Origin of the sequence: Acinetobacter sp. yr461, assembly GCF_900110445.1 — a bacterium.
GTDB lineage: Bacteria > Pseudomonadota > Gammaproteobacteria > Pseudomonadales > Moraxellaceae > Acinetobacter > Acinetobacter calcoaceticus.
Map to the genome: position 1 here is coordinate 39,794 of NZ_FODU01000005.1, position 16,680 is coordinate 56,473.

General features: G+C 39.1%; 16 protein-coding genes. 7 read left to right on the plus strand and 9 right to left on the minus strand.

Annotated elements, in window-relative coordinates; all coding sequences use genetic code 11:
• Positions 1–4: 4 nt before the first annotated feature.
• Positions 5–3,220, minus strand: coding sequence for a LysM peptidoglycan-binding domain-containing protein (locus BMW38_RS09600; protein ID WP_092707507.1), 3,216 nt, complete (start codon positions 3,218–3,220; stop codon positions 5–7).
• 232 nt (positions 3,221–3,452) lie between these two features.
• Between BMW38_RS09600 and dnaQ the strand changes: the two genes are divergently transcribed.
• The 3 genes from dnaQ (at position 3,453) to nudC (ending at position 7,347) form a co-directional block, all read left to right on the plus strand.
• Positions 3,453–4,829, plus strand: coding sequence for a DNA polymerase III subunit epsilon (dnaQ, locus tag BMW38_RS09605; protein WP_092707509.1), 1,377 nt, complete (start codon positions 3,453–3,455; stop codon positions 4,827–4,829).
• Positions 4,830–4,960: 131 nt separating this feature from the next.
• Positions 4,961–6,604 carry a chemotaxis protein gene (locus tag BMW38_RS09610; protein WP_092707511.1) on the plus strand — a complete coding sequence of 548 codons (1,644 nt, stop codon included), beginning with the start codon at positions 4,961–4,963 and terminating at the stop codon, positions 6,602–6,604.
• Positions 6,604–7,347, plus strand: coding sequence for an NAD(+) diphosphatase (nudC, locus tag BMW38_RS09615; protein ID WP_004641863.1), 744 nt, complete (start codon positions 6,604–6,606; stop codon positions 7,345–7,347). Before BMW38_RS09610 ends, nudC begins: the two co-directional genes overlap by 1 nt.
• 28 nt (positions 7,348–7,375) lie before the next feature.
• Here the strand turns inward: nudC and BMW38_RS09620 are convergent, their stop codons facing one another.
• The 3 genes from BMW38_RS09620 to BMW38_RS09630 all read right to left on the minus strand — a co-directional run bounded on the left by BMW38_RS09620 (position 7,376) and on the right by BMW38_RS09630 (position 9,429).
• A complete protein-coding gene (locus tag BMW38_RS09620; protein WP_092707513.1) occupies positions 7,376–8,239 on the minus strand; it encodes an alpha/beta hydrolase in 864 nt (287 codons plus the stop codon).
• Positions 8,240–8,242: 3 nt separating this feature from the next.
• Positions 8,243–8,950: a BON domain-containing protein gene (locus BMW38_RS09625; RefSeq protein WP_003652832.1), complete on the minus strand. Its 708-nt coding sequence runs from the start codon at positions 8,948–8,950 to the stop codon at positions 8,243–8,245.
• 77 nt (positions 8,951–9,027) lie between these two features.
• Positions 9,028–9,429 carry a YraN family protein gene (locus BMW38_RS09630; protein ID WP_005042129.1) on the minus strand — a complete coding sequence of 134 codons (402 nt, stop codon included), beginning with the start codon at positions 9,427–9,429 and terminating at the stop codon, positions 9,028–9,030.
• Between the two features lie 209 nt (positions 9,430–9,638).
• On the opposite strand from BMW38_RS09630, the gene rsmI reads away from it, so the two are divergent.
• Positions 9,639–10,475, plus strand: a complete 837-nt coding sequence (gene rsmI / locus BMW38_RS09635) for a 16S rRNA (cytidine(1402)-2'-O)-methyltransferase (RefSeq protein WP_092707515.1) — start codon at positions 9,639–9,641, stop codon at positions 10,473–10,475.
• A gap of 90 nt (positions 10,476–10,565) precedes the next feature.
• The gene (locus BMW38_RS09640) at positions 10,566–10,952 is read left to right on the plus strand and encodes a hemin receptor (RefSeq protein WP_092707517.1); all 387 of its coding nucleotides are present in this window, start codon (positions 10,566–10,568) and stop codon (positions 10,950–10,952) included.
• 3 nt (positions 10,953–10,955) lie between these two features.
• On the opposite strand, the gene BMW38_RS09645 is transcribed toward BMW38_RS09640, so the two are convergent.
• A complete protein-coding gene (locus tag BMW38_RS09645) occupies positions 10,956–11,846 on the minus strand; it encodes a LysR family transcriptional regulator ArgP (protein ID WP_092707519.1) in 891 nt (296 codons plus the stop codon).
• 105 nt (positions 11,847–11,951) lie between these two features.
• On the opposite strand from BMW38_RS09645, the gene BMW38_RS09650 reads away from it, so the two are divergent.
• A complete protein-coding gene (locus BMW38_RS09650) occupies positions 11,952–12,554 on the plus strand; it encodes a LysE/ArgO family amino acid transporter (RefSeq protein ID WP_092707521.1) in 603 nt (200 codons plus the stop codon).
• A 57-nt stretch (positions 12,555–12,611) separates the two neighbouring features.
• On the opposite strand, the gene BMW38_RS09655 is transcribed toward BMW38_RS09650, so the two are convergent.
• A complete protein-coding gene (locus tag BMW38_RS09655) occupies positions 12,612–13,253 on the minus strand; it encodes a cation transporter (protein WP_092707523.1) in 642 nt (213 codons plus the stop codon).
• A 65-nt stretch (positions 13,254–13,318) separates the two neighbouring features.
• On the opposite strand from BMW38_RS09655, the gene BMW38_RS09660 reads away from it, so the two are divergent.
• Positions 13,319–13,720, plus strand: a complete 402-nt coding sequence (locus BMW38_RS09660) for a MerR family transcriptional regulator (RefSeq protein ID WP_092707525.1) — start codon at positions 13,319–13,321, stop codon at positions 13,718–13,720.
• Positions 13,721–13,780: 60 nt separating this feature from the next.
• On the opposite strand, the gene BMW38_RS09665 is transcribed toward BMW38_RS09660, so the two are convergent.
• The 3 genes from BMW38_RS09665 to BMW38_RS09675 all read right to left on the minus strand — a co-directional run bounded on the left by BMW38_RS09665 (position 13,781) and on the right by BMW38_RS09675 (position 16,677).
• Entirely contained in the window at positions 13,781–14,032 is a 252-nt protein-coding gene (locus BMW38_RS09665; RefSeq protein ID WP_003652849.1) for a hypothetical protein, read from the minus strand.
• A 207-nt stretch (positions 14,033–14,239) separates the two neighbouring features.
• The gene (locus tag BMW38_RS09670) at positions 14,240–15,472 is read right to left on the minus strand and encodes an FAD-dependent monooxygenase (RefSeq protein WP_092707527.1); all 1,233 of its coding nucleotides are present in this window, start codon (positions 15,470–15,472) and stop codon (positions 14,240–14,242) included.
• A complete protein-coding gene (locus BMW38_RS09675) occupies positions 15,469–16,677 on the minus strand; it encodes an FAD-dependent monooxygenase (RefSeq protein ID WP_092707529.1) in 1,209 nt (402 codons plus the stop codon). Before BMW38_RS09675 ends, BMW38_RS09670 begins: the two co-directional genes overlap by 4 nt.
• Between the last annotated feature and the right edge of the window lie 3 nt (positions 16,678–16,680).

The following is a 16,680-nucleotide window of genomic DNA, read 5'->3' on the forward strand; positions in this document are numbered from 1 at the left end:
TATTTTACAAATTAGGCACTTTAATGACATCGCCAATGCGAAGCTGAGTAGACGGCGTCAAATCATTCAGTTCAGCCAATAAATTGGTTTCTAAACCATATTTGCTGGCAAGGCCAATTAACGTATCACCACGCTTCACTTTGTATTCCACAACAGTTTTTGGAATCACAATATTTTGACCGCGCTGTAAATTAGCACTCGCTTTTAATGCATTCATTTCAGCAAGTTCACGCACTGAAATACCCGCACGGCTCGCAATACTATTTAAAGACTCACCAGATTTAACAGTATATCTTTCAGTGTTTTTACCAGCCGCAACTGTTTTAGTTGACGACTTGTTATCAGCTTTAGCTGTCTCTACTGTAGGCACATCACCTGTTAGCTTTAAACGTTGCCCTACACGAACACTACTGTTACGTGAAAGACCATTCAATGCAGCAAGATAATCCAACTGTAAGTGGTAACGGTTAGCAATATTACCTAAGCTATCACCAGATTTAACTGTGTAGTTCTCAGGTGTTTCTTCTTTAGTATTTTTAGAAGGCTTAGTTGGTGCTTCTTCTTCAACTGTACCTGTGAGTTTTAAACGTTGACCAGCACGTAAACCAGCACTGCGAGACAAACCATTTAAGTCAGCCAAATAGCCTGTTTGCAGGTTATATTTACTCGCAATCGCATTTAAGCTATCACCCGACTGTACAACGTATTGTTCTGGAACAGTATTAGTAGCAGGTACTTTTAAAGTTTGCCCAAGCTGAACACCACTACTCGCCTTCAAGTTATTTAACTCGGCAAGTTCAGCTAAACTAATTTTAGATTTGCTTGCAATGCTTGATAAAGTATCACCACGCTGCACTTTATAGCTTTCTGTTTTATAAGAAGTACTTAGCGTCGCTTTCTCATATTTACTAGAAATTTTGGTATCAGCGACTGTATCTACAGAAATATCTTGAGTAGGCACATTAATTTTTTGGCCCACCATCAAGTTACTACCAGCAGTTAAACCAGGTGTTAATTCAGCAAGCTCTTGATTAGATAGTGCATAACGGTCTGCAATCAATTTAAGATATTCGCCGCGTTTGACGGTATAGCTCTTAGTTGCAATACGTCGCGCATTTGCTTGAACTGTTTTTGGCTCTGCTTTAGCACTTGAGCGACTATTCTTCGGCTCTTTTAGCTGTAGTTTTTGTCCAACAAATAAACCATCCGTTATTGATAAATCGTTATATTCAGCTAATTGCTTTACTGACAAATTAAACTGGTTAGCGACACCGCTTAAGCTATCATTGGCTTGAACCACATACACATCTGGTTTAGCCGTACTTTTCGAAGTACTTTGAGTTTCTTGTTGTTTAGCATCATAGAGATAAAGACTAGTTCCTACAAACAAAGTCTTTTCTGGATCAATCTGGTTCCACTTAGCCACATCACGCCAGTTCACACCATTCTTCATGGCAATAACGGCTAAAGTGTCACCTGGCTGAATTGTATACGTACTACGCTTACCTTTAGGCTGTACAACTACGACATCAGTATCAGTTCTGATATAAGGTTTATCTTTATTACGTTGCCCATCTTCAGAGTTAGCTACAGTCGCGTCTTCAGCTAAAGTTTTTGGATAAGCAAAACCTCTACTTACCTCTTTACCTTGTTGCTCTGCAACTGACTGGCTCGTCTGAATTGCAGTTAACCTAATTTTGCCATCATAAGGATCGACAATTTCAGTTCCTTGCGGCGCAATTGCTTTTAACTCAGCAACGACTTGATCTTTCTCGGCTTGAGTTGCTTGCGGTTGTAAAGCTTGATCTACAGTTTCTTTTGCACCTTCAGCTCGAACAGCAGCTAAAATCTTTTCACGTTCAGAAGCCGAAATTGGTGGCTCCATCTTAACAGGCTGCTTAATGTTAGCTGCATTAGTCACAGCTACAGGAATACGCGGCGCACTCGGTACATCTGCCGATGCTGCAAATGCAGCTAACGCATCAGAACCACGTGGTGTAGATTTTGAAGCAGTTGAACTACTCTTCACCGGTGAAGAAGGTTTAACTGGCTGAACTTGTGTTGTTGGTGTTGTTTTTGTTGTTACTGTAGTAGAAGGACTAACCGTTGTAGGGGTAGACGGTGAAGTTACATTTGCCCACCAGCCTGAGCCACCACCCGATTTTGTTCCTCTTAATTTATTATCAATTGAAGGACTTAAATCTGCTGGAATCAAAATACGCATTGGACTCGCAGGGTCTACTGCTTCACCACGATATCCGGGGTTCAATGCATAAAGTTCTGCACGGCTTAATCCTGCTGTAGAAGCAATTTCATTTAATGTTAAAGGTGCTGATAAAGTCACTTCACGGAAATGGGGTCTATTTGCAATTGGCGGTAGTTCTACACCATAAGCCTTTGGATTTTTAATAATTTGAGCAACAGCTAAGAAACGTGGAACATAGTTCATCGTTTCTTGAGGTAATTTTAATGACCAATAGTCAGTCGGTAAACCCGCAGCTTGGTTGCGGTTAATCGCCTGTTGAATACGTCCCGGGCCAGCATTATAGGCCGCCAAAGCAAGTTCCCAAGAACCAAATTGATTATAGAGACTTCCTAAAAATTCATAAGCTGCGCGAGTCGACTCAACGACATCTCGACGCCCATCATACATACCTGTTTGCTTTAAGCCATAAATACGACCAGTACTTGGAATAAACTGCCATAGCCCCGCTGCTGCTGCACTACTTGTTGCAGCTGGGTCATAAGAACTTTCAATTACAGGTAATAATGCAAGTTCTGTCGGTAATCCACGGCGTTCTGCTTCTTTCACAGTATGGTACAAATAACGACTGGCACGAGCACTCAAGCGATCAAGGTAAGGCTGACGAGAAATAAACCAGCTACGCTGAGCTTCAATACGTGAATCCCAGTGATTCAAGTCCATTTTGAAACCAACAGACATACGCTTCCAGACATCACCATGCTTTAAAATAAGCAGACGATCACCTTCTACAGCACGCATATCGGTTGCTGAAAGTAAGTCTTCCAAAGAGTCAAGACTACTTGCATCTAAATAACCTGCACCGCTGACCTGTTTCGATTTAGAGGTTTTTGCAGATTGCGGAGTCGATGAACAGCCTGTTGTAATACCCAACGCAGCTAAAGCAGAGCTAAGTACGGTAATTTTGAACAATGATGCCGCAGATGGCTGCCACACAAATGTGGTTGGTTTATACATAAAAACTTCCAAACAACTCGCGTAATATTTTTTGGGGTCTGGCCACAAACCCTAGGTCTTCGATGCCATTGTATTAAAGCGTGCAAGATAGACAAGGCAATAATTTGATGTCATTTGCATGGAAATGTTACAAGAAATTAAAAAAACCTTGCTTTGTTACGATGGAACCGAACTTTTTGCGTATACAATACACCATATTCAGTTCTTTTTCTTTTAGTTTAGGTTTCGATTTATGTCTCAAACAATCACACTGTATGTTGATGGTGCATGTCGTGGCAATCCGGGTTTAGGTGGTTGGGGCGCATATGTCATTACCGAGCAGGGTGAACATAAATTATTTGGCGGTGAACCGGATACAACCAATAACCGCATGGAGCTCACTGCTGCTATTGAAGGTGTTTCATTTTGCCCAACCGATGCTCATTTAATTATCTGGACAGATTCAAATTATGTGAAGCAAGGAATTACTGAATGGATTCATGGCTGGAAAAAGAAAAACTGGAAGGATGTAAAAAATCCTGACCTTTGGCAAAAATTAGATGCCGTCTGTGCCGGTCGAAATATTGAGTGGCATTGGATTAAAGGCCATGCTGGACATGCAGGCAACGAAATGGCCGATGAGCTTGCAAATATCGGAGCTGATCAAACTGCCCTGCAAAAAAAAACAGTTCAAGCAACTGCCCTGCAAGATATAAAAAAGCCTGAAGAGGATTGGTTACTTGATGACCCTTTTGGGTTTGATATAGCAGAAGTAACAGAAGAAGATAATATTGATCTTGAACAGCCCGAAGAAGTTGAGATGATTATTGTGGAAGAAGAAGTTATTGAAGTTAAAGCTGCTGAGCCAGAAAGTAAGCAGCCAATCAATAACATTCACCCTCAGGTTGTTGTGACCGAAGCCAAATTACAATTACAAGGGCCTCGACAACTGATTCTTGATACAGAAACCACTGGTTTCTATTTCCAAGATGGTGACCGCATTATTGAAGTCGGCGCCATTGAAATGATTAACCGGAAACTCACCGGTAGCTCGATTCATATTTATATTAACCCGCAAAAACCAGTGGGCGACTCAGAAAATATCCATGGTATCAGTGATAATTTCTTAAAAGATAAACCGCTCTATGCAGATATTGCCGATACGCTCTTTGATTATCTAAAAGGCGCAGAGATTATTGCCCACAACGCGACCTTCGATATGAACTTCCTTGATATGGAGTTTAGACGCGCTGGCCTTCCTGCGCTTTCTGAAGTATGTGAGGTAACAGATACTTTAGCTTTAGCGAAAAGCAAACATCCAGGACAAAAAAACTCGCTTGATGCCCTCGTAAGACGTTATGAAATTCCAGCACGTGACCGTACTTTCCACGGTGCCTTACTCGATGCTGAAATTCTTTCAGATGTTTACCTAGCAATGACAGGTGGACAGGTTTCTTTTGATATAGATGCCTTATCTCAAAGTGAAAATAGCCTGAACACAGCAAATAAAACCAGAGTTCAAATTGAACTACCCGTTATTCTTCCTTCCGAAGAAGAGCTAAATACACATGAGACTTGGGTCAAAGAATTTGAGAAAAAACATGGAGAACCTTGCCTTTTTGCAAAATAAATTTTTGATTCTTTAGCGTTTTTAGCTTTTCCCCTTTGTAAGTTAAGTTATATTAGTCACATAGATTTTTAGCTCAAATTACCGAGCACTACGAATATAACAATTGATTTTTTTTGCAAAGGGGAACGTTTATGTCTGAGCATACTTCGATTCATTTCGATCCAACAGCTTTACTCATCATTAAACATGAAATTGATCGTTCAATAAAACTGGTTGAAGGCGCAGTAAGTACTTTAATTGAGGAACAAACACTCCCTTTCGGTATTGATGATGCATTAGAACAATTTAAGCAATGCACTCAAGTCCTCCGTTTAATTGATATCCCCTATCTTGCAAAAATCACTCAATATTCAACTGAGCTGATGCAAAAAATTATTGCGAAACCAACGCAAATTAATACCAATGATGTGGTTGCACTGAGTGAAGGCACGACCATGGTAAAACGGTATATTGAGTTTATCTGTTTGCGTGAATTACAAGTACCTCAGTTTCTTCTTAATACATTAAACAATTTAGAATTAGCTTTAAATAAACCACTGACATCTTCTGGACAAGCGATTGCTCCTTTACTTGCAAATACTGCGCTTGAACTCCCATTACCAGAAGTATTGATTAATGAAAAAACTCAGTTTATCCATCAACTCTATAAGCTATCTCTACATCAATTTTTAAACAAGACAGAAGCTAATCATAATTTTCAAGCTTTTAAACTTATTGGGACCTATTTGGTCAGCATGGCAAACCATCAGCCAAGCCAACAATATTGGCAACTCGTAAATTATGCTTTCGGCCATATTGATAACCTGCTTTTAAATGATTCACGCCTACGTGTACTCATTAATATTGAAAGTTATATTGGTCAGTTCTTAACAAGCCCTGAAACTTTTAAGCCTGATTTGGCTGCACTTGCAGATATTTTAAGTATAGTTATCGCTCAAGAAGATGAGGTTGCTCACCATATTCGCAACCAACTCCATATCGGTGAAGAAATACCTACAGACACTCAATTGCTCGTTTTAAGCCGTCATCTTTATGGGCCTGACTTTGACACTATGCACACAGTCAGCCAATTAATATTGAACGAAATGAACAAAGTGCGTAACGATATTGAATATAACTATCAAAATATGTCGACTGAAAAAGCACAACAATTACAAACGAGCCTTTTGCAATTAGCCTATACATTTAAACTGCTTAATCTTGATGAAGCTGCATCTGAACTCTCTCAACAGGCAAATAGTTTAAGTCAGCTCAATATATTAAGTAATGAAAACTATGCTCAGCAGCTTATGGACAGCATTTTGTCTGCCATGAACTCAATTGGTATTTTGGTACGCCAATATACGTCTAGTCGTTTACAGCTTAATGTGAACAATACAAATATTTCTTTAGATCGTCTTGATGAGGCACATCAAGCCTTACTCACCGAGACAAAAAATTTAATTGATTTTATTTGTCAGAGCCTTACATTGTATGCAAATGATCAGACACAAAATATTGAAGCAATTGCAGGTTCATTAAAAGAGCTAGCTGGCGCAGCCGAATTTCTAGGAAGTACAATTCAACAAGATGCTTTACTTCAAACTGCTCAATTTGTTCAACAACAACTTGAACAAAACCAGCCGTTTAATACAGAACAAATTCACTGTATTTTTAACGTATTAGCAGGCCTTGACATGTTGGTTGACAATTTAAAAAATAAACAACCTGTTCTACAATCCATGTTTAATGTAGCATTGTCGAGTAGTCAACAACTTCAAAAAAAGGCAGCTTAATGTCTGAATTATCACTTGCTTATATTTTCCATCATCAACAATTACTGGTTGATCAAAACCTTCAACTACCCAAAGTCGAAAAGTTAGCAAGTGATTTACTTTTCACTCATGATGAGCAGGTCATTGCACGTGACTTGCTTGCTGAGGAAGCTATACCAGAAGGCTTACAACTGGTTCCAATTCGCCAACTCATTACAAGTTGGTCGAAAGAACAGTTTTTGCAAGCGAGCCGTGCTGTACAGTTACTTGAATGGCGACGCAATCATAAATTTTGTAGTCACTGCGGACATCCGACAGAAGTTCATCCAACTGAATATGCAATGGTGTGCCCATCTTGTCGCTATCACCAATATCCTCGTGTAAACCCGTGCATTATTACCGTCATTACTCGAGGTGATGATGAAATCTTACTGGCGAAGTCAGTCCACAATAAAACCAATATGTATGGTTTGATTGCAGGTTTTGTTGAAGTTGGTGAAACTCTTGAAGAAGCGGTACAACGTGAAGCTTTTGAAGAAGTAGGCCTAAGACTCAAAAATGTTCAATATATGTCAAGTCAACCTTGGCCTTTCCCGAGTAACCTTATGGTTGCGTTTCGAGCAGAATATGAGTCTGGTGAAATTAAGCTGCAAGAAGAAGAAATTGCAGATGCACAATTCTTCAAGATTGATCAATTACCTGAAATTCCATTTAAAGGTAGTATTGCTCATTCAATGATTATGCAGATTACCCAAGCTGGGTAATCTGTTGTGTTTTAAGCGATATTCTCGTTTAAAACACTTCTTCAAGAAAATGTAAGATCGTTCTTTTAGTCCTAAAATAATGACTAATAAAACTAGAGAGACTGGCCAAAATTGTAATATGTCCAGTTTTAGGAATCACGGCGATATGGCTGTGATTACCCTTCTCTCTAAGCGCTTGATCCATATCTAAAGTATTGTGTTTTTTTACAATCTGATCATTTTCAGCCATCAAAAGGTAATGTTTAATATTATTTTGATTAACGAAATAATATGGCATGACTTCTTTATAAGAGGTGCTTTGATCAAAAGCATCTTCGGCCAGTGGGTCACCTTTATAGTCAAAATGATAGGGGCCAGCTAAACCGATTATTGCCTTAATTTTCCCTAAACACTCAATTTTAGTTGAATCAGGGTGATAAACAGCAGACATCACATTAAATGCCCCTGCTGAATGCCCCATAAGTACAATATTTTCTGTAGAAATTTCCAGTTTCCCTTGGTTTTGATGCAAATAATTCAATGCCTGAGTCAGGTCATCAACAAAACTTGGGAAAATATTTTTAGGCGCTAACTGGTAGTTAATAACAGCAACGTCATAACCTTCTTTGGCAAATGTCTCACCAATAAAAAGATAATCTCGTTTATTACCATGCTGCCAAGCCCCACCATGCACAAAAACAATGAGAGGTTGATGAGTTAGCTTTTTAACAGATCGGTAAACATCCAAACGGTGGCGAGGCTTTAGGCCATAACGAATATTTGGAACCTGTTCAAAACCATCTTTTGGCGTAAAACGGTTTAAAGCAAAACTCCCCAAATCATACAGGCGGAACTCTTTATAGAGAGTTCGCGCCTGTTCAATTTTGCTTTGTAGTTGTTCAATCAGATTCATATATTACTGTGCAGTCGAAGCAGGATCTGTTTGGTCAGGATCAATTGCAACAGGTGTTTGAACTGTTGGTTGAGCAATGACGTTATTAATAATCGGTGTAGTTGTTGCACTACCCGTACTTGCGGCTGGTGCAGGCGCCAAATCAACGTTATCAATTAAAGTAACAATTTTGGTAACGTTACCGACGTTTTGTAAGACGCTATTTAAATCATTAATTTCAGCTGTATTTAAACGTCCCATTACATAAAGTACGCCGTCTTCGGTATGTACCAAAACCTTACTATCTGAAACCACAGGTGCCTTCATTAAAAGAGCACGTGTATTTGCTGTTACACCTGCATCTTGCATGATGGTGTTGTAGCTAACTTTGTTACCCACCGTAATATAGTTATGTACGGCTTTCACATCACTCATGGCTTTAAGATTGTCTTCTGCCAATTGTTTCAAGTACGGGTCTGGCACTTGGCCAGTTAATAAAACTGTACTATGGAAGCTTTCAATATTAATACGTGACTGCTTGAAACGTTGATCAAGTTTATAAATGTTGATATTGGCTGTACGTTTAATTGAAGAGTCAATGAATACTTGGCCCAAACTGCGGACACCGCTATCTGTGCCCACTGGAGCTGTGCCTGTTCCACCAGAAATAAAACTTGCGCAACCTGATAAACTTGCGACACAAAGCATTGTTACAGCAATACGTTTTAACACTCCACCAGACTCCTATCAATTTCTTGGCTTGATCATAAAGCATCAGACTTAAATTTGCTCAAAAGAGTAATGAACTCTTAATCCAAAGTAAATGCATTTTCGATCCATTGCAGATCATAATGGAATTTTGAAAAGTCTTGCTGTACTGTTTTTGCAATTTTCTGTGGAAAATCAAAACAAATCACATCAAAACGACAATAAAAATCCTGATAAGATGGATAGCGCTGTAAAAAACGCATCGCAGTTTTGATAATTTTCTTCTGTTTTGTCCACGTTACCATTTCACAAGCCTGCCCATAATTTCCTATAGTGCGTGCTTTTACTTCAACAAAAACTAGCTCTTGCCCTCTTTTGACGATTAAATCAACTTCGCCACGGCGTGAATGGTAATTACTTGTGACCCACACATAGTTTTGTGCTTGTAAAAGGTTTAACGCAGTTTGCTCTGCCCATTTCCCCAACTGCTGTGCTAATAACATTTTTATTCCCCCAAATTAAAAAATAGCTCTAGATGTTTTTATGCGTAAGTTATTTTCTTAAATTCATCGGCCATATCAGATCTGAATTGAACAAATGAAAATCAGATCATTTTCGAAAAGCTCAAGCTAGCAGACATTGTTCACGCCCAAATCATAATTTCGGGTAAACTACCCCATTAAAATTGTTTATCTGTACGGAGTAAAACCAAATGAGTGCTCAGTTATTTGTTGTAGCCACCCCAATCGGGCACTTAGATGATATGACTTTCCGTGCAATTGATATTTTAAAATCAGTTTCTATTGTAGCTGCCGAAGATACTCGCCAATCAGCACAATTATTTAAACACTATAATATATCGACTCAACTTACTGCATGTCATGACCACAATGAAAGCAATAAAATTGAGCAGTTAGTTCAAAAACTACTTGCTGGCGATAGCGTTGCTTTAATTAGTGATGCAGGTACACCGCTCATCAGTGACCCTGGTTTTAAGTTAGTCCGTGCTGCTCAAGAGCATGGTATTAGAGTCGTTCCTGTGCCGGGTGCATGTGCAGCGATTGCTGCTTTAAGTGCTGTAGGTTTACCGAGTGATCGTTTTAGCTTTGAAGGCTTTCTCCCATCTCGAGCTTCACAACGTATTTCTCAATTAGAAAAACTAAAAAACGAAACCCAGACCTTAATTTTTTATGAAGCACCTCATCGTATTTTAGAGTCTGTTAAAGATATGGCTCAGGTATTTGGTGAAGACCGTCCTGTAGGGTTTGCACGTGAAATTACTAAAACCTTTGAAACCATCAAAAAAATGACGTTAAAAGATTTGGTCAGCTTCATTGAAAATGACCATAACCAAGAAAAAGGTGAAATTGTAGTCGTTGTGGGTGGTGCAGCTGCAAAAACAGATCTAGAGCAAGAAAAACTAGATGAACTTTTAAAGCGTTTACTTCAAGATTTATCTGTTAAAGCAGCATCTCAACTTGCTGCCGATTTAACAGGAATTAAGAAGAAAGTCGCTTATCAACGTGCGCTTGAGTTAACACAATCGTAATTTTTTAATTAAGTATGGTGATGACGAATAGTCTGTGTCATCACCAGGCCTAAATTTTACATAATAAAATATAAGAATAAGAGTACTAATATAACTGAACAAATTGGCAAACTTGGCCCTCAAGAAGGGCAAGAGCTAGAATTATTACTTTCAGGCGAGAAACCGATTGCTTATTTTTATGAAATCCTACCTGTCAGTTTTTTAAAGTATCTCGAACAAGGTACTTTATCTATGCTGAGTAAAGATATTGAAACTTCTCTACCTTTACCATTTTCAATTATGCTGATCTATAAAGATGCATCATTAGCAGATTTAAATGAACTCATGATGTGTATTGAAACTTTATTCAAAGAAACTAATTTTGAAAAATGCATAGAACTTGACCGAAAAGTTGGACAGCTTTTAGGTTACTCAGAACAAGATATAGAGTTTTATATTCAGCATATTTCGAATCGTCATTTAAGAAGAAAGATGTAAAGACTATCTCAATATGTGTTTCGCTGACTGCACAATTGTCTCTGTCAGTACATCTAACTGTTTAGACTGTCTTTTCCAATGGTGCCAATATAACGGAATGTCGAACTCAGCTTCAGGTATAACGTCCACTAAAGTTCCATTGCTTAGTAAAGATTGAACCTGAAGCTCGGGCACCATGCCATATCCTAAACCCAATTGGATCGCTTTCACAAAGGCATCTGTTGCGGGAATAAAACTATAGGGATAACTTTGCAAAGACAAGCCATAATATTTTAGTAATACCTCTGAATGCATAAGGTCTTTATGGTTAAAAATTACAGCTGGTGCATTTCTTAAAGTTTCTCGGGTTACGCCATGTTTAAACCAATCAGCAGCAAATTCAGCCGAAGCCAACATTTTATAACGCATTTTTCCGAGTGGTTGAGCTAAACAGCCTGACATGACCTGCTCTTCTGCCGAAATACAGGCGTTGACTTGTCCTGTTTCTAATAAAGTATGCGTGTGAGATTGATCATCAATTTTTAGTTCTAATACTATTTTTTCTTTAAAAAGCGTTTGTTGAATGCTAGGTAGTAACCAAGTTGCTAATGAGTCTGCATTTGAAGCAAGAGCAATTTTGTAGAACTCTGATTCAGATGATTTACCTATCAAACCTTGTAATAAGTTTTGCTCCATTAATCGTGTATGACGTAAATGCTGTAGTAGCGTTTGCCCAGCTTGTGTGAGTACACATGGGCGCCCACGTATAATTAAAATTTGGCCTAAATACTTTTCTAAAGCCTGCACGCGCAAGGATACTGCCGAGGGAGTAATATATAAATACTCTCCTGCCGCATCAAAACTTCCCACTTCTGCTACTGCAAGAAAGGCTTCACATTGTTTGCTATCTAACATATCAAACCTAAATTTTTTTTATCCAAACCTAAATATTCTTAATTTTACTTATTTCTTAAGAAAAAGTCAGATAATTCCCCCAACTGATTTTTTCACCTTACTGTTATGTTCTCTCTTAGTATATTTTTTAAAGGTTTCGGTATTGGTAGCGGGCTTATTGTAGCAATTGGCGCTCAAAATGCTTTTGTTTTAAAACAAGGCCTTAAACAGCAATATGTATTTTGGTTATGTTTAATCTGTGCGCTGTCCGACTCGATTCTAATCGCTTTTGGTGTATTAGGTTTTGCCGAAATTATGACAGCATCACCAATTTTAATTATGGTCGCTAAATATTTAGGAGCAACGTTTTTATTCGTCTACGGTGCGAAAGCATTCTATGCGGCATTTAAGACCACCCAGAGTATGGAACTTGATAGCAGCCAGAAACAGACTTTAACCCAAGCCCTAGTGACCTGTCTTGCCTTTACTTGGCTTAACCCACATGTCTATTTAGATACCATCGTTCTGATTGGTTCAGTTGCAACCCAACTAGAAGACAAAGTTAGTTTTGCTTTGGGCAGCATTGTTGCCTCTTGGATTTTCTTTTTCAGTTTGGGCTATGGCGCAAGATTATTAAAACCATTATTTATCAATCCAAAAGCTTGGAAAATTTTAGACTTTATTATTGGTTGCGTTATGTGGAGTATCGCAATATCGCTTCTCATCTAGTTCACTTAAAACAGTAAAAAGTACCATGTTTAAATGGTACTTTTTATGTGCTCAAAATTATGCTTGAGAACCCAACACCAGCTTTGATTGTTTTCTTTCTTGCTGTGATTGCTTTATAACAGCATAACCAGAAGATACACCTAAGTAGGCAATGACAAAGGCAACAAATAAATCGGGAAATACGCTGCCTGTTCCAAATACCCCAACCGCCGCTAAAATTACAGCAACATTGGCAATAGAATCGTTTCTACTACATAACCAGACAGAACGCATATTGGCATCTCCATCACGGAATGCATAGAGCATAAGCGCGACTGAAACATTCGCAATTAAAGCCATCACGCCAATTGCGCCCATCACCATAGGTTCAGGTGGAACACCATGAAAATATGACCAGACCACTTTTCCAATGACAAAAATGCCAAAAGCTGTCATCGTTATTCCTTTCATTAATGCCGCTGTTGCACGCCAATATAAGCTCATCGAAAGAACAACTAACGATAACGCATAGTTTGCTGCATCTCCGGCAAAATCTAAAGCATCTGCCCATAATGAAACTGATTGGGCTTTGTAACCACCCAAGATTTCCACTACGAACATCAATGCATTAATGATAAGTGCAATCCATAGCGCTTTTCTAAATCGTGGACTCACCTTCTTTGAAGGAGAACATGTTGAAGCACAACCACATCCAGCCATTTCATTTCCTCTAAAACTCTTTTATAGTCATTAAAAACCCTTGAGTAGCTCCAGAGTCAAGCCTTATGAGTCTTTCTATTGGTCAATTATCAAAAAAAGCGGATGTCCCCATTGATACGATCCGTTATTACGAAAAAGTAGGTGTACTTGATCGTATCCAACGTTCAGAAAATAACTATCGTGTTTACACCGAGCAAACACTTGGCGACCTATTGTTTATTAAGCATTGCCGTGAATTAGATATTTCACTCAGTGATATTAAAACGTTAAAAGAAATGAAAACTCAGCCTAAACAGGCATGTACGAAAATTGATAATTTAGTAGATAAATACTTAAATGAAGTATCAGAAAAAATTGAACGATTATTGCTTCTAAAAGAATCTTTAATTGATTTAAAACAGCACTGCTCTACCAATCGAACAGTAGATGAATGTGGGATTTTAAAAGAACTGCAAAGCTCTTCTTAAACCTGTTTTGGTAAATTCATACAAATAAAAAAGCACCACTCATGTGATGCTTTTTTAAGATTAATGGTCGCTATGTTCATCAGGAGGAACTTCGGTAATTCTCCCACCCCGAGCTAAAAATGCAGCGATTTCATCTTCCAGCGCTTGGCGCTGTTTCTGTTTAGCAGTGACAGTCAGCGTTTCTGCCTCAGCAAGATCAGTATCACTCATACTGCCTGCTTCTTCATCAGCTGCACCGCTTTCTGCTGCTTTCGCTTCATCTTCATCTACAGCAGAATCTTCTGCATCTTCATAATCATTGATATCTGACATTTCACACTCCCCAGAATGATTTTTATTGCATCATTGCTATGGTCCCAAGACCTCAGAAATTTAGCAACCTCTTTGCATTTAGCAAAGAGCCAATTTGGTCAATTCCGTATCTTTTATGACCAAATTGGTAATGATATATAAATGATTGTTCAAAAAATATCTACTGGCATTTAATTCGCTTAGTAGAGTATAGGCCCAGTAAATATTTTAATGCCTATAGCGGGTACTTTGTAAAGCCCCTAAACCATTTGCTTGTTGCATAAATTTATCTTTTAAAACCGGAATCTGCTCAACTTGCTTAAGGCCCATATTACGAGCCCAAACTATTGGGAATAATTCACTACTTTCAAGCCAACCAATTGCCGACATGCTATGCATCATTGCATCATTCTGACCTTTACGGCGATGCTCATAGCGCATTAAAGTTTGTTCATGTGCCCATACACCACGGCTTAAATCGTGAAGCAACACGTCACACAGTACTGCTGCATCAAGACAGCCAATATTTACCCCTTGTCCAGCAAGTGGATGAATCACATGTGCGGCATCACCAATCAAAGCTAAACCTGCTTTTACATATTGTTTTGCAGCGCGAGCTTTGAGTGGAAACTGTGCTCTGGAACGAACTTCTAACACCTCACCCAACATGTGTTGGCTTTCTTGAGTTAAAAGCTGCATAAACGCAGTATCGTTTAAAGCTGAATATTCATCGGCATAATCATCTGGTAATGTCCAGACAATGGATTGCCAGTATCCGTTTTCAGTTTCTTCAAGACTTGCCATAGGTAAATATGCCAAAGGTCCTGTAGGTAAGAAAATTTGACGGGCAACATAATGATGGGGTTTTGCAGTTCGAATAGCACAGCTAATCGCTGCTTGTTTGTAATCCAGTACATCGAGGTCAATAAAAGCCTGTTCACGTACGAACGAATTCGCGCCATCTGCACCAATAAGCAGTTTAGTTTTAAGCGTAGTACCATCTGCCAATTGAATATGCCAACATCCAACACCCTGCTCAATACGAGTAACACGAACTTGAGTACGGTAATCTGTAAGCTGCTGCAACATTTTTTGTTGAATGGCAACATTTAATACACTCGGTTCAACCATAGAACCTAACGCTTGTTCCGGCATTGGTCTTTGTATGGACTCATGGCCAAAATTAATTTCACCATAGCCATTGAGGTTCCAGACCTGCATGCCTGTATAAGGCATTTGACGCGCAAGATCATCCCAAACATTTACCGTTTTAAGCAAATGAATGGTCGCTTGGCTAAGCGCTAAAACACGCGGGTTCATCACGCTTAATGTTTTCTCAACATCAAGTACAGGAGCCGCATCAAGCACTGTGGGTTGTACGCCACCTTGCGCAAGTAATAAAGCAGTTAAACCACCAACCAATCCACCACCAACAATGACGACATCCAACACTTCACTCATGCTTTTAACCCCATTGCATAGTTAGCCACCAACGGTTTTACACCCGGAATGACATCGAATGCGATTAAACCCGTATTACGAATTAATTTTAAGAATGGATTTTGGTTACTAAAGCCACGAACGACAGTGTCACAGAACTTAATTACTCGCTGCTGATCTGATAAACGAGCTTGTTCATAAGCAAGTAAATTATCAGGGTTACCCAGATCATCAGAAGTGCTTAACTGATTCACTAAATAACGCATTAAAACATCTGCATCACGTAGGCATAAATTAAAGCCTTGTCCTGCAACAGGATGAATTGTATGCGCTGCATTACCCATTAAAATAACGCGACCAACAGCTTGTTTATGTGCAAGCACTTGTGAAAGTGGATAGCTAAACCGTTTTCCCGTTTTTTCAAATTTACCCGCTCGGTCACCATAGGTTTGTTGCAAGGCACTTAAGAAGTGTTGGTCATTTTCTTCGCCTAGCCATTCATTTTCGGTGCCTTTTTTCACAGGCCATACAACCGAACGGCGGTACTCACCAGGTAAAGGCAATAAAGCTAAAGGCCCTAATGCACTAAAACGCTCAAAACCAACATGCTCATGCGGTTTTGAAGTTTGTACCGTAGTGACAATTGCAACCTGATCATAATCATGGACATCAACACCGACGCCAATTGCTTGACGGCAAAAAGAATCACGTCCATCAGCTGCAATTAATAATTTTGAGTCAAGCTTTAAGGTTTCCTCACCACGCTGAGCTTCAATATGTACTTGTTCAGCATCTTGAGTTAAAGCTGTAACCTGTACGCCATCAATCAACTCAATCAAAGGTTGCTGACGCACTTGAGTTAACAGCACACGACCAAGCCAAGCATTTTCAATCACCTGCCCAAAGCTTTCGACTTTTTCTTGTTCTGCGATTAAACGTGCTTTACCAAAACTGCCTTGCTCAGTAATGTGAACTTGTAAAATTGGAGTAGCATGTTGCTGTAATGCATCCCACAACCCTAGCTTCTGATAAATTTGCACACTACGACGTGATAAAGCCGTATTACGTGCATCAAAACTCGAATGGTAAGGGGCAACATTTTGATCATCATAGTTTGGGTATTTCACAGCTTCCAATAGCTTTACTGCAATATTGGCCTTCGCTAGCATGAGTGAAAGGCTCAAACCAACCATACCCCCACCTACAATAATCACTTGTTGTTGCATCGA